This is a genomic window from Candidatus Poriferisodalis sp., assembly GCF_965208895.1.
In the GTDB taxonomy this organism is placed as follows: Bacteria; Actinomycetota; Acidimicrobiia; order Acidimicrobiales; family Poriferisodalaceae; genus Poriferisodalis.
The window spans coordinates 2926697-2939200 of sequence record NZ_OZ242363.1 but is presented as its reverse complement, the minus strand read 5'-3'; the positions used below and the strand labels follow the sequence as shown (position 1 = coordinate 2939200).

The following is a 12504-nucleotide window of genomic DNA, read 5'->3' as shown; positions in this document are numbered from 1 at the left end:
CGGTGAGTTCGGGCGACCCGAGAGCCCAGCAGAATCGCAGGGCTGCTGCACCAAGAGGCCGCCGTTATGCGGCTGACGACGGTACTAGCACCAGGCCCGACTGGGACATCGCGACATGACTCCATTCCGGTGACAGATCACAACGCGGCGAGGCGATCCAGCAAGCCTTCTGGGGCACCCTTGAAGGTCGCTATCTCAGCAGCCGTCAGGGCCTCTTTCCAGCCGTCGCCGTCGTGGGCGACGATGCTCGGCAGCGCCGACGCGGCCGCGATCTGCGCAGCGGTGGCTTCGTCACGGTGAACGAGCACCAATTCGACCGGCGAGGCCGCACAGGCCTGCTTCCACTGGCGCGAACCCATCGGATTCCAGCCATGGGTGATGTCGCACAGAGCGCACTTGGCACGCCCGGTCAGCTTGCCGAGGGCGTAGCGCAGCTCACCGGCCAGCGTGCCGTCTGCGTCGTAGATGCCCACCAGCTGCACGCTGCGCACCATACCGGCGGGTGGCCGGGCCGGCTTGGCTGAGGCGAGGCCCACGGTGAGGGCACCAACACAGTGCCCTTGGGGTCGCTTCGCAGAGTGCGGCCCGCCGACCGCTCGGGGAAATCACTGTGGCCGCTGGCATACTCGCCCGGGCCCGAGATCACGTGAGACTCGCATGACGATTCCACTTCCAGACCTTCCCTACGCACCCGATGCGCTGGCGCCCCATATCAGCGAGCGCACGATCAGCTTCCACTACGGCAAGCACCACGCCGCCTACGTCAAGACGGTGAACGAACTGACGGCCGACACTGCGCACGCCGATGTCTCGCTGGAAGCGCTCGTGCGCTCATTGGGCCCCGGCGGCCACAGCAGCAAGCTGTTCAACGCCGCAGCGCAGGCGTGGAATCACGACTTCTACTGGCGTTCGATGTCGCCGGGCGGCGGCAGCGAGCCAGATGGCGACCTCGCAGCCGCACTGGTGGCGAGCTTCGGCAGCGTGGACGCCTTCCGCGACGAGTTCGCGGCCGGAGCGGTGGGCAATTTCGCCTCGGGATGGGGCTGGCTGGTATTCGACACGGCTGCAGCCGGCACCGCGCCCGGCCCGCTTCGCATCGTCCAGACCGATGACGCCAGCACACCGATCGCCGGCACCAGCGCCATCCCGTCTGAACCGCAGCAGGTGCCGCTGCTGGTGATCGACGTGTGGGAGCACGCCTACTACCTCGACTACCAGAACGCCCGCGCCGGCTACGTCGACGCCTTCGTCGAGCACCTGGTCAACTGGGAGTTTGCCTCAGCCAACTACGCAGACGCCCTGCGCGCCAAGACCTAGTCGGCGAGCCAGTACCCGACGGCGCCGAGCGCAGTCCCTCATAGCGACCCCGGGGCAGTCCACAGCGCACTGAGGGGCAGTGCCCACAATCGATCGTCAATCTGGAACGGGATGCGGCCGCTGCTGAGCACGGCACCGCCGGCGAACGCATCTCCCAACCGCTCGCGCAGCCACATGAGTCCCTTGGCGTCATCTCGACCGACAACGCTGGACGACTTCACCTCGATCCCCACGATCTTGCCTCGGCTCTCGAGCACGATGTCCACCTCTTTGCCGTCGCGATCGCGCGCATGGAACATTTGCGTCTCCTCGGCCGCTGTTTCGAGGTGAGCCAGCAGTTCCGTCGCGGCGAAGGTCTCGAACATCTGCCCGATCAGCACGGGATCTCTGCCAAGCGAAACAGCGTCGGTGTTGACGAGGTGGGCGGCCATACCGGGATCGGTCATGACGATCTTGGGCGACCGTGTGAGCCGTTGCAGCCGCTTCGTGTGCCATGCAGGCAGCCGGTTGATGATGCAGAGGTCCTCGAGCAAGCCGAGGTATCCATCGGCGGTCCTGAAATCGACACCGGCATCACGGGCGGTGGCCTGCTTGTTGAGCTCTCGGCTGGTCCGCGCCGCGCACGATTCCAGCACTGATCGCAGCTTTCTTGGAGGTGGCGACCGGAGGGAGATCTGCTGCGCATCCCTGTCGATGAGCTGCTCGACGTAGGCGCGGAACCATCTGCGGCGATTCCGTGCGGTCAGATCGACCGCTACCGGAAACCGTCCTGCCACGATCGCTTCGAGATAGTCGTTGCGGTTCCACTCGGATCGCGCAAACTGCACTTGTTCGAGCCTGAAGAGGGCATCGACTGGGTTGTATCGCTCGACGCGCTCCATCTCGGCCCGAGTCAGGCCGTGCATGCGGACCCGAATGAAGCGGCCTGTGCCCGGCCAAGTGGCTGCTTGATGGGCAGCCCGGACTGAGCCGGTCACAATGAACCTGCCGCGGCGAGATGAGCGATCCACATCCACCGCTCGCTTGATCGCTCCGAGAATCTCAGGCGCCTCTTGCCATTCGTCCACAAGCAACGTGCCGCCGGCGTGGGAGAGCGCGCCATCGGGGTCTTCCCTTGCTGCCAGCCGGTTGCCCGGCTCGGAGAGGTCCAAGACAGAATCGGCGAAGCGGCTCATCGATGTGGATTTGCCACAACCGCGAGGCCCGACCACCCACAGAGCAGGAAAGGCTGGGAGCAACTCGTCTCGCACCAGCCATTCCACGGCTCTGGGGTAGAGAGCCGCACGCTCATCGGCTTGGGACTGCACACCGGCCTCGAACTGTGGCCCTGGTGATGTCGCCATACCGAAATCCTACATCTGCCGAGGATAAAATACAGTAATTGCTGGAATCAATATCCAACATCTGCCGATACTCAGATCCTGAGTTTGCCGAAACCGGCCCATTCCAGGCCGCTGCGAGTGCTGGCATACGTGAATCGGACCACGGTCAAGTTCCCGCCTGAGCTCTACGCCATCCTCCGCCACGAAGCCGTGCTGTGACGGTTCACCGACTCGACGACCCCGATCAGCTCGCTGTGCTGCTCTTGGGCATCTCGCAGCCACACCGCATGGCCACTCAGTCGGGCGGTTCGGCCGACTGAGTGCAGGCACGATCGACCGCACCGCGGACAGCAAGTTGGGGCGTCCGGCATTCACCCGGCGGCACGGTCGTTAGGATGCACCGCGAATGGTGACTGACGACACCCGATGAATGCAGAGGCTGATGCCCGGACGCTCGCCGGTCTTGAGCCGACGGTCGAGCGGCTCTTGGCGCGCCATCTGGGGCAGACCAAGGAATGGCATCCCCACACGCTCGTGCCGTGGAGCCGGGGCGAGGATTTCGGGCCCGACTACGAGTGGTCGCCCGAAGAGGCGAACCTGACCGCCGAAGCTCGCAGCGCCCTGTTCGTGAACGTGCTGACCGAGGAGAACCTGCCGTACTACTTCCGTGACAGCGACCGTCTGTTCGGCCCCGAAGGCGCATGGGGCGAGTGGGTTCGCCGCTGGACAGCCGAAGAGGGGCGCCACGGACGGGTCATCTACGACTACCTCACCGTCACGCGCGCGCTCGACCCGGTGGCGCTCGAACGCGCCCGGATGGCGCAGGTGCAGTGCGGCAAGGTGCCCAACCCGCCCAACGTGCTCGAAGGCCTCGCATATGTGACTTTGCAGGAGCTGGCCACGCGCATCGCTCACTTCAACACCGGGCGCCACATCGACGATCCCGCCGGTAAGGCGATCATGCGGCGCGTCGCCTTCGATGAGAACCTGCATTTCCTCTTCTACCGCGACGTGATGAGCGCGGCCGTCGAGATGGACCCCTCCAGCGCAGTCGTCGCCATCGCCAACCAGGTCAAAAACTTCGCCATGCCTGGGCTGGGCATCACCGACTTCGACACCCACTCGCGCATCATCGCCGAAGCCGGCATCTATGACTTGGCCATTCACCATGACCAGATCCTGCAGCCGGTGGTGCTGCGCGACTGGAACCTGCCGGGACTGACAGAACTGTCAGCGATCGCCGAGGCGGCCCGCGATCGGCTCATGAAGATGATCGATCGGATCGGCCGTGTCGGGCAGCGCCTTGCCGAGCGCTACGCCGAAGCGCGCACTTCGCTGCGCCGCGACACCGCGCTCGTGCCATAGCCCTGCCGAAGCTGCCCTCGGGCATTCACTACGGCCTGCTCGAACGCCGCCTGTTTGGACTCCTTCGGCCCTGAACCCGCCGACGGCGGTGCTCGCTTGAGGCCAGTCGGCTGAACCGAGTTGGCGGCGCTGCCCGCACCGCAGTGCCAGCAGCGCCGCCTACTGGGCAGGACCCAGAAGCGCTAGCCGATGACGGTGCCGTATGCCCAGATTCCCCACGGGTTGGTGACGCCGGTGACGTAGGCGAGGTAGATGCCTACCTCGGCGACGCTGCCGGTGGTGGGCATGGTGACGGTGGTGGTGGTGTCGCCGCTGGCGATGGTCGCTATGCCTGCGCCTTCTACGTAGAGGCTGCCGTCGTGTGTGACCGAGTAGTACACCTCCACGTCGCTGCTGTAGGCACAGTCGATGCTGATCACGAACTCGAGATCGTCGCCTCGCTGAGCGGTCACGTCAGCCACGGACACCGTCGGCTTGCCCACACACGCCGGCGCCTGATCGGTATCGGGCACCTGATCGGTGTCCGCGATGCCGTCGGTGTCGGGCACGTCCTGCACCGGCGGCGGATCGTCATCGTCCGCAACGCTGACCGTCGCCGTGGCAGTGCCCACGTCGTAATCGGCGCCGTCGGCCACCGTCACCGACACCGAGCCGTCAGCCTCGTCCACCGAATCATCGGAGGTCGCGACGTCGAACGACACTGAACCGCCGGTGGGGATGCTGATCGTCCGCGGACCCGTCACCGCGCCGTAATCGCCGGACGCGGCGACCGACACGCTCACCGAGATCGGATTCGCCGGCGGCGGGCTCGCCGTCAACGTGAACGAAGCAGCACCGCCCTCCGTGACACCGGCCCCGGCGCTGACGCTCACCACCGGCGTCGGCGGCTCGTCATCGTCAGCGACAGCGACCGTCGCCGTGGCAGTGCCCACGTCGTAATCGGCGCCGTCGGCCACTGTCACCGACACCGAGCCGTCAGCCTCGTCCACCGAATCATCAGATGTGGCCACCGACAGGACCTTGCTGGTCGTGCCCGCCGCGATCGTCACCGTCCGCGAACCGGCTGTGACGCCGTAATCACCAGACGCCGAGACCGTCACACTCACCGGCAAGTCCGCGGCCGGCGCAGCATCGGCGCTCACCGTGAACAACGCAGCACCACCCTCCGTGACACCGGCCCCGGCACTCACGCTCACCACCGGCGCGGCCACCAGCTGCGGATCGTCATCGTCGAGCACCTGCACCGACTGCGACGACAACGAACCCACCGTGTAACCGCCGACGCTGTCGCTGTTCAGCGTCAACGTCACCGAACCGTCAGGCTCGTCAACCGAGTCGTCAGAGGTCGACAACGTCAGCGTCGCAGAAGACTGCCCCGCCAGGATCGTCACCGTACGCGCACCGGTCGAAACGCCGAAGTCGCCCGAAGCTGACACTGCCACGCTCACCGCCAGATCAGCCACCGGCGGCGGAACCGCGCTCACCGTGAACGACACATCAGAACCCTCCGTGCCGCCGACAGACCCAGTGACATTCACCTCCGGCACGCTCACCGGCTGCGGCGCCGCCAAGAACGCCTTCACCTTCGGCAGCGTCGTGACGCCGTCCTGCCAGCCATGCCTGACCGACCTCTCATGCCACACCGCGATGTCCGCGTCGCTCATCCCCCCCCGGCCCTCAAGCCGATCCAAGATCAGATTCCAGTCGCGAACACCGTTCGCATGATTCCGGCTCGTGAAATCCGCGATATGCGCATTCACCTCCGCGATCAGGGCAGCTTCGTCAATCGGCGCATCGTTCGAGTCGCTGATCGGTGCATCGTCGGAGTCACTGATCGGCCCATCGTCGGAGGCGGGCCCGATGCGCGCCACGGTTGACCGCTGGTAGTGACGGTTCCACTGAGTGCTCGGCTCGGCTGCTCGGCTCCAGAACCCGGGCGGGGTGTACTCGTCGAACACCACATTGCCCGCCGCAGCGTCGGCCGCGACATGCACCCGAACCGTGTACACCCGATTGCGTTTGGAGCTGGTCTTGAAGTCCAAACGCTGGAACCACTGGGCGTCCTCAGCCCCGTTGTTCCAGACCAGCGACATCTTCACACTTTGGTGATGCGACTCCGAACGCAGCGTGAGGATGTGCGTTTGATCGGCCGGAAGGTTTCGGTTCTTCAGCCGCACGCGAAACGAATACGTCTGGCCCGGAACGAGCTCGTCAGGCAGCGCTGTATCCACTCCTCCGCCGTCGTTCATGTTTATCCAGGTTGAGCCGTTGGCGCCCGCGGAGAACTGCACGTCTTGGTCCGGGGCGTCGTCATCGGTAATGGTGATCGTCACCGGCCACTGCTCGCCGGAGGGGTCCTGGAAGAAGTGGCCCTGATGGGGATGGCCGGTAATCCTGGCCAGTATCTGGTGCCTCACCGTCCTGCGGTGGTCCGAGGTGTCAGAATCGTGGCCGGCTTGGAAGGTCACCGTCTGCCACGTTTCGAGTTCATCCCAGCTCAAAACGTTTCTCAGATGGGGACAGTAGCTCGGAGAGTCACCGCCGAACACTGCGAACGTCAAGGACCCCGAGGGGAATCGCGCGTGGTCGGCGCTGGTCACACAAGTGAGCCGGTCACGGTCAGCGTTCCCCTCGAAGAACCGCCCACCGCTGCGAGCGAGCACTTCCAACTCGTGGTATCGAGTGTCCGGCCGAGTGAACTTGTACTGATACGACTGCGCACTGCCGCCCTCGGTCAGGGTCAACGCCGGGGTCGTTGTCTCGACCCAGCCGGCGTCGCCGTCCACCGGGCACGCGTTGTTCGCGGCCGTGCACACTCGGAACATCATGCGGCCGAGATCGGAATGGTCGCTGGGCCGGATCCAGAAGTACAAAGACCGACTGCCGAGGTTCTGGCTGGGCAGGACCTTATAGACGTCACGCGGCAATTGGCCCATTTCGATGATGCCCCGTTCGAACTCCTCCCGCGCGGCGTCGTCGACGATCGTGACAGTGGCTGCGCCGGTTTGCTCGCCGTTCGCAATAGGAATGGACGACGGCATTAACAGATCGTTGGCCGACACCGTCCAGCCTGCCGACACGCCGTCTGCTGGGACATGACGGATCGGGATGTTCAGCGTGGCCCCCGTGTTGTTCGGCTTCTTCAGTCGGGCGGCGACCGTGATCTGTGTTCCCTCGGCCACCAGACCGTTGCGTTCAACGTTCATGGCCAACCCCACCCGCTGGATGTCACGCTCCGATATCTGGGCCGCGGCTGGCTGAACAGCGACCGTCGTCGCCGCCGCCGCTGTCAGCAACGCGACGAGAACGCCGCACACAGCGCGCCTTGTGGTCTTCATGCCCGCACCGATGGGGGGGGGGGGGAATCACTTCGATTCTGCATTGCCGACCACTCCTTGCCTGACGGCCAAATCGGCCTGGGTACACCTGCGCGTCACAATACAACACTGTTCGGAACCAGCCAAGACCTGAGTGCGCGGCACCCTCAGGACATGCGCGTGGACGGTCGCAGATGTCGCTTGGCCGCTGGAGACGGGGTGCGTCGGCTGCCCGACGTCGGGCAGTCAGGCACTCAGACCAATTCGATGAGCGCCATCGGGGCGTTGTCGCCACGGCGCGGGCCGAGTTTCAAGATGCGCGTGTAGCCGCCAGGGCGTCCCTCGTAGCGCGGGCCGATCTCGTCGATGAGCTTCTGGGCCATCTCCTGATCGCCGTTGAGGCTGGCGACGATCTGGCGGTGCCGTGCCAAGCCGCCCTTGCGGGCCTTGGTGATGAGCTTCTCGGCGTAGGGCCGCAGTGCCTTGGCCTTGGCTTCGGTGGTCTCGATGGCCTCAGCCGCGAACAGCGACGCCGCCAAGTTGGCCAGCATGGAGCGCTGATGACTGGCGCTTCCGCCGAGGCGACGACCCTTCGTGGGCGTGGGCATGGTCAGCTGACCGCCGCTGGGGTGGCCGGCTCAGGCTCAGCATCGGGCGAGGGGCTCATGCCACGCAATGCCAGACCTCGCTCGTCGAGCTTCTCGATGACCTCGTCCAGCGATTTCTGGCCGAAGTTCGGGACGGTCATCAGTTCGTCGACCGATTGATCGAGCAGCTCGCCGATGGTGTTGAACTGCGCACGCTTGAGGCAGTTGCGAGCACGCTCGGACAGACCCAAGTCTTCGATCGGACGTTCCAGATCGCTGGTCTGGCCTCCGACAGCCGCTACCTCAGCGATGTCGAGACCCAAGCGGTCCTGCGAGAGTTCGGCGATCATGAGCATGAGTCGGCACAGGGTGTCGCCTGCCGACGCGAGCGCCTCGCGTGGAGTCATCGCTCCATCGGTCTCGATGTCGAGCACGAGCCGGTCGAAGTCGGTGGACTGCTCGACACGGACCGGTTCGACCTCCACCGCCACACGACGCACGGGGCTGAACAGAGCGTCCATGAGGATCACGCCGATTGTGCTGCCGGTGCGCTCGCTCTCTGGCGCGGTGTAGCCCCAGCCGCGCTCGACGGTGAGGTCCATCGCCAATCGGGCGCCCTCACCGAGCGTCGCGATGTGCAGGTCTGGCGTCAGGCAGTCGACATCGATGCCCCAATCGACGTGGCCCGCCAGCACCGGACCCACGCCTCGCTCATCGAGACGCACCGCTACGGGCTCGTCGCTGTGGCTGCGAAGCACCACATCCTTGAGATTCAGGATGATGTCGGTGACGTCCTCGACGACGCCCTCGATCGTCGTGAACTCATGCAGCGCATCATCGAACCGGACCTGAGTGACTGCGGCACCGGGAATCGACGACAACAGTGTGCGGCGCAGCGAGTTGCCCAGCGTGTGCCCGAACCCGGGCTCCAGCGGGCCAATCGCGAAGCGCTGGCGATTGCCCTCGGGCTCGCCAAGGATGTCGATCGTGGGTCGGTGCATGACCAAGGTGTCGGAAACGGACACATTCACCTCTTCGTGGGCGGCGGATGTTGCAGGGTTACTTGCTGTAGAGCTCGACGATGAGCTGCTCGCGCACCGGGATCTCGATCTGGGATCGGATCGGCAGCTCGCGCACGGTGACACGCTGGCCTCCGTCGCTCGCCTCCAGCCACGCCGGCGGGGTGCGATCGAGCACGTCGAGATTCCAGCGGACGGTGACGATCTCGCGGGCTTTGGTCCGCAGTTCGACCACGTCGTCAGCACGGGCCCGGTAGCTGGGAATGTTCACCCGCCGGCCGTTGACATCGATGTGACCGTGGCCCACGAATTGGCGAGCCTGCGGGCGGGTTGCCGCCCAGCCGGCCCGGTACACGATGTTGTCGAGCCGCAGCTCGAGCAATCGCAGCAGGTTCTCACCGGTGACCCCGCGCTGGCGGGCGGCTTCTTCGTAGACGTTGCGGAATTGCCGCTCCGTCATCCCGTAGGTGAAGCGGCACTTCTGCTTCTCTTGCAGCTGCATCAAGAACTCGGAGTTCTGGCTGCGGCGCCTTCCCCGGCCGTGCTCACCAGGCGGGTACGGACGCCGGTCAAGCGCCTTCGTCTCGCCCTCGGTGCCCCAGATGTTGGTGTTGAGCCGTCGAGAGACGCGCGCTTTGGGACCCGTATAACGAGACATCTCAGACCCTCCGGCGCTTGGGAGGGCGGCAGCCGTTGTGGGGCACCGGCGTCATGTCGCGGATGCCCTTGATCTCGATGCCGGAGTTCTGGATGGAGCGGATCGCAGTCTCGCGGCCGGAACCGGGACCCTTCACCTGCACGTGCACCCGGCGCACCCCGTGCTCCATGGCACGCTCAGCGGCCTGCTCAGCGGCCTGCTGCGCGGCGAACGGCGTCGACTTGCGCGAGCCCTTGAAGCCGGCATTGCCCGCCGAGGCCCACGACACCACGTTGCCGCCCAAGTCGGTGAACGTGATGATCGTGTTGTTGAACGAACTCTTGATGTGCGCAACGCCGTCGCCGACGTTCTTGCGCTCCTTGCGCCGCCCGCGCCGGGGCTGGGGCTGATTCACTTCCGCACGCTCCCCGTGTGTCCACTCTCTCGTTGCCGACGGGCTCGCGCCGCGTACCTCGTCACTTCCGCACCTTCTTCTTGCCCGCCACTGTCTTGCGCGGACCCTTGCGGGTACGTGCGTTCGTATGTGTCCGTTGGCCTCGTACCGGAAGTCCGCGGCGGTGACGAACGCCTTGGTAGCAGCCGATCTCGATCTTCCGCTTGACGTCTTGGGCGATGTCACGCCGCAGGTCGCCCTCGACGGCTAGGTGCGCGTCGATGTGGTTGCGGATGCGGGCCACCTCGGCATCGGTCAGGTCACGCACGCGGGTTCGCTCGGCGATGTTCAGGTCTTCGCAGATCTGCTGGCTGGCCGAGCGGCCGATGCCGTAGATGTAGGTGAGCGCGATCTCCACACGCTTCTCACGCGGTATGTCGACACCGGCGATTCGGGCCATCGATTCGGGACTCCTGTCTCAGCCTTGCCGCTGCTTGTGCCGCGGATTCGGGCAAATGACCCGGATCCGCCCATGACGGCGGATGACGCGGCACTTGTCGCAGATCTTCTTGACGCTCGGACGAACTTTCATCGGGTGACCTGCGCTTTAGGCGAGCGAGCAAGTATAGGGGCCGCGATGGCGGCCACGATGCTCACGGTGCCGCCTCAATGGCAGCCACGATGCGGCCATGGACCTGTTCGGGTGTGCCGAGGCCGTTCACGGTGACCAGCACGCCCCGATCGGCGAACAGCTTGCGAAGCGGCGCCGTCTCGGCTTCGTACAACTCCAGCCGGCGGGCAATGGCTTCAGGCGTGTCATCGGCCCGGCCCCGTTCCAGCATCCTGCGGGTCACCACCTCGTCAGGCACATCGAGATCGATGGCTCGCTCAACCGTGTGCGGTGCGAGGAACCCAAACAGGCCCTCAGCCTGGGCCTCGGTGCGCGGAAACCCGTCGCACAAGAAGCCCGGCTCGGTGTCGGGCTCGGAAAGCCGCTGGGCCACGATGCCCAGGATCAACTCGTCGCTGACCAGCTCGCCCGCGTCCATCACTTCTTTCACCTGGCGCCCAAGCTCGGTACCGGCGGCCACCGCAGCTCGAAGCACGTCGCCCGTCGAGATGTGCGCCACGCCGTAGCGCTCGACGAGGAGCTCGCACTGGGTGCCCTTGCCGGCGCCCTGCTTGCCCAGAATGACCAGTCGCCGCGTTGTCATCAGGCGAGGAATCCTTCGTAGTTGCGCATCAGCAGCTGGCTGTCGACCTGCTTCATGGTCTCCAGCGCCACGCCCGAGGCGATCAGGATCGACACGCCGCCGAAGCCGATTGCGGCGCCGGCACCACCGCTGCCGAGCGCATCAAGATCGCTCGTCAGCGACAGCAGCACGCTGGGCAGCAGCGCCACGGCTGCGATGAACATTGCGCCGGGCAGCGTGATGCGATTGAGCACTCTGGCCAAGTACCGCTCGGTCTGGGGACCCGGCCGGATGCCGGGAATGAAGCCGCCCTGCTTGCGGATGTTGTCGGCTTGGCGCACCGGATCGAACGAGATGGCTGTGTAGAAGTATGCGAAACCGACAATCAGCCCGCCGAAGAACAGGATGTAGGCGATGTTGTCGGGCTGGGTGAGGTACTCATCGACTGCGGTTTGCAGCCAGCCCCAGTTCGCCACGTTCGACAGCAGCACCGGCAGGAACAGGATCGAACTGGCGAAGATGACCGGGATCACGCCAGACTGGTTGACCTTCAGCGGGATGTAGGTGTTCTGCCCGCCGTAGAGCCGACGCCCTACCTGCCGGCGGGAGAACTGCACCGGGATGCGCCGCTGGCCCTGCTCGATAAAGATGATCGCCACCATCATGCCGGTCGCCACGATGATCGCGGCCGCCAGGTACACCGTGCCCTGCACCGCCAGCAGGCGGGCCCCGTCGAAGGGGATCGTGGACACGACCGAGGCAAAGATCAGCAGCGACATGCCATTGCCGACGCCGCGCTGGCTGATCAGCTCGCCCATCCACATGAGCAGCGCCGTGCCTGCGGTCAGCGACAGGATCACCAGTGCCACCCGGTTGAAGGTGAAGTCGGGGATGACGATGACACCGGCGGTGTTTCCCAGTGCAGTGCCCTGACCCCGGCCGAAGATGAACGTGATGCCCGTGGCCTGCACGAAGGCGATGCCCAACGTGAGGTAGCGGGTGTACTGAGTCAGCTTCCGCTGCCCTACCGCGCCCTGCTGCTGGAGCTGCTCGAAGCGCGGGATCGCCACGGTGAGGATCTGGATGATGATCGAGGCCGTGATGTACGGCATGATCCCCAGCGCGAAGATCGCAAACCGGGTGAGCGCTCCACCGGAGAACAGGTTCAGCAGCGCCAGCACGCCGCCGCTCGAGCTGGCCTGCTCGCGCAGCGACACCACGGCGTCGAAATCGATGCCCGGCACCGGCACCTGGGAGCCCAGCCGGTACGCCGCAATGATGAACAGCGTGAACAAGATCTTCCGGCGCAGGTCTGCGATCAGGAAAATGTTGCGCATGTGGCCAAGCACGACG

12 protein-coding genes and 1 pseudogene are annotated in these 12504 nt (G+C 65.4%); 2 read left to right on the top strand and 11 right to left on the bottom strand.

Annotated elements, in window-relative coordinates; genetic code table 11:
• Nucleotides 1-137: 137 nt before the first annotated feature.
• The gene (locus ACOGJB_RS13245) at nt 138-482 is read right to left on the bottom strand and encodes a hypothetical protein (RefSeq protein ID WP_419837571.1); all 345 of its coding nucleotides are present in this window, start codon (nt 480-482) and stop codon (nt 138-140) included.
• A 175-nt stretch (nt 483-657) separates the two neighbouring features.
• On the opposite strand from ACOGJB_RS13245, the gene ACOGJB_RS13240 reads away from it, so the two are divergent.
• Nucleotides 658-1317, top strand: a complete 660-nt coding sequence (locus tag ACOGJB_RS13240) for a superoxide dismutase (protein ID WP_419837570.1) — start codon at nt 658-660, stop codon at nt 1315-1317.
• A 38-nt stretch (nt 1318-1355) separates the two neighbouring features.
• Here ACOGJB_RS13240 and ACOGJB_RS13235 read toward each other — a convergent pair whose 3' ends face one another.
• Nucleotides 1356-2660, bottom strand: coding sequence for an ATP-binding protein (locus ACOGJB_RS13235; protein WP_419837569.1), 1305 nt, complete (start codon nt 2658-2660; stop codon nt 1356-1358).
• Nucleotides 2661-3065: 405 nt separating this feature from the next.
• On the opposite strand from ACOGJB_RS13235, the gene ACOGJB_RS13230 reads away from it, so the two are divergent.
• A complete protein-coding gene (locus tag ACOGJB_RS13230; RefSeq protein ID WP_419837568.1) occupies nt 3066-4004 on the top strand; it encodes an acyl-ACP desaturase in 939 nt (312 codons plus the stop codon).
• A 182-nt stretch (nt 4005-4186) separates the two neighbouring features.
• On the opposite strand, the gene ACOGJB_RS13225 is transcribed toward ACOGJB_RS13230, so the two are convergent.
• From ACOGJB_RS13225 to secY, 9 genes and pseudogenes are all read right to left on the bottom strand, one after another.
• Nucleotides 4187-7342 (bottom strand): hypothetical protein, encoded by a 3156-nt coding sequence (locus ACOGJB_RS13225; RefSeq protein ID WP_419837567.1) that lies wholly within the window; start codon nt 7340-7342, stop codon nt 4187-4189.
• Nucleotides 7343-7578: 236 nt separating this feature from the next.
• A pseudogene (gene rplQ / locus ACOGJB_RS13220) lies at nt 7579-7929 on the bottom strand (50S ribosomal protein L17); the annotation flags it as partial.
• A gap of 2 nt (nt 7930-7931) precedes the next feature.
• Nucleotides 7932-8933 (bottom strand): DNA-directed RNA polymerase subunit alpha, encoded by a 1002-nt coding sequence (locus tag ACOGJB_RS13215; RefSeq protein ID WP_419837566.1) that lies wholly within the window; start codon nt 8931-8933, stop codon nt 7932-7934.
• A 34-nt stretch (nt 8934-8967) separates the two neighbouring features.
• A complete protein-coding gene (gene rpsD / locus ACOGJB_RS13210) occupies nt 8968-9585 on the bottom strand; it encodes a 30S ribosomal protein S4 (protein WP_419837565.1) in 618 nt (205 codons plus the stop codon).
• A 1-nt stretch (nt 9586) separates the two neighbouring features.
• Complete coding sequence (rpsK, locus tag ACOGJB_RS13205) at nt 9587-9979, bottom strand: 30S ribosomal protein S11 (RefSeq protein ID WP_419837564.1); 393 nt, start codon at nt 9977-9979, stop codon at nt 9587-9589.
• 61 nt (nt 9980-10040) lie between these two features.
• Nucleotides 10041-10418 (bottom strand): 30S ribosomal protein S13, encoded by a 378-nt coding sequence (gene rpsM, locus ACOGJB_RS13200; RefSeq protein ID WP_419837563.1) that lies wholly within the window; start codon nt 10416-10418, stop codon nt 10041-10043.
• Between the two features lie 18 nt (nt 10419-10436).
• A complete protein-coding gene (rpmJ, locus tag ACOGJB_RS13195; RefSeq protein ID WP_419837562.1) occupies nt 10437-10550 on the bottom strand; it encodes a 50S ribosomal protein L36 in 114 nt (37 codons plus the stop codon).
• A gap of 61 nt (nt 10551-10611) precedes the next feature.
• Nucleotides 10612-11172 (bottom strand): adenylate kinase, encoded by a 561-nt coding sequence (locus tag ACOGJB_RS13190; protein ID WP_419837561.1) that lies wholly within the window; start codon nt 11170-11172, stop codon nt 10612-10614.
• Complete coding sequence (gene secY, locus ACOGJB_RS13185) at nt 11172-12500, bottom strand: preprotein translocase subunit SecY (RefSeq protein ID WP_419837560.1); 1329 nt, start codon at nt 12498-12500, stop codon at nt 11172-11174. Before secY ends, ACOGJB_RS13190 begins: the two co-directional genes overlap by 1 nt.
• Nucleotides 12501-12504 lie beyond the last annotated feature (4 nt).

Bases quoted from the DNA above. Each gene is read 5' to 3' on its own strand.
- ACOGJB_RS13240 (WP_419837570.1), top strand. From the start codon at position 658: ATGACGATTCCACTTCCAGACCTTCCCTACGCACCCGATGCGCTGGCG.
- ACOGJB_RS13235 (WP_419837569.1), bottom strand. From the start codon at position 2,660: ATGGCGACATCACCAGGGCCACAGTTCGAGGCCGGTGTGCAGTCCCAA.
- ACOGJB_RS13230 (WP_419837568.1), top strand. From the start codon at position 3,066: ATGAATGCAGAGGCTGATGCCCGGACGCTCGCCGGTCTTGAGCCGACG.
- ACOGJB_RS13225 (WP_419837567.1), bottom strand. From the start codon at position 7,342: ATGAAGACCACAAGGCGCGCTGTGTGCGGCGTTCTCGTCGCGTTGCTG.
- rpsD (WP_419837565.1), bottom strand. From the start codon at position 9,585: ATGTCTCGTTATACGGGTCCCAAAGCGCGCGTCTCTCGACGGCTCAAC.
- rpsM (WP_419837563.1), bottom strand. From the start codon at position 10,418: ATGGCCCGAATCGCCGGTGTCGACATACCGCGTGAGAAGCGTGTGGAG.
- rpmJ (WP_419837562.1), bottom strand. From the start codon at position 10,550: ATGAAAGTTCGTCCGAGCGTCAAGAAGATCTGCGACAAGTGCCGCGTC.
- ACOGJB_RS13190 (WP_419837561.1), bottom strand. From the start codon at position 11,172: ATGACAACGCGGCGACTGGTCATTCTGGGCAAGCAGGGCGCCGGCAAG.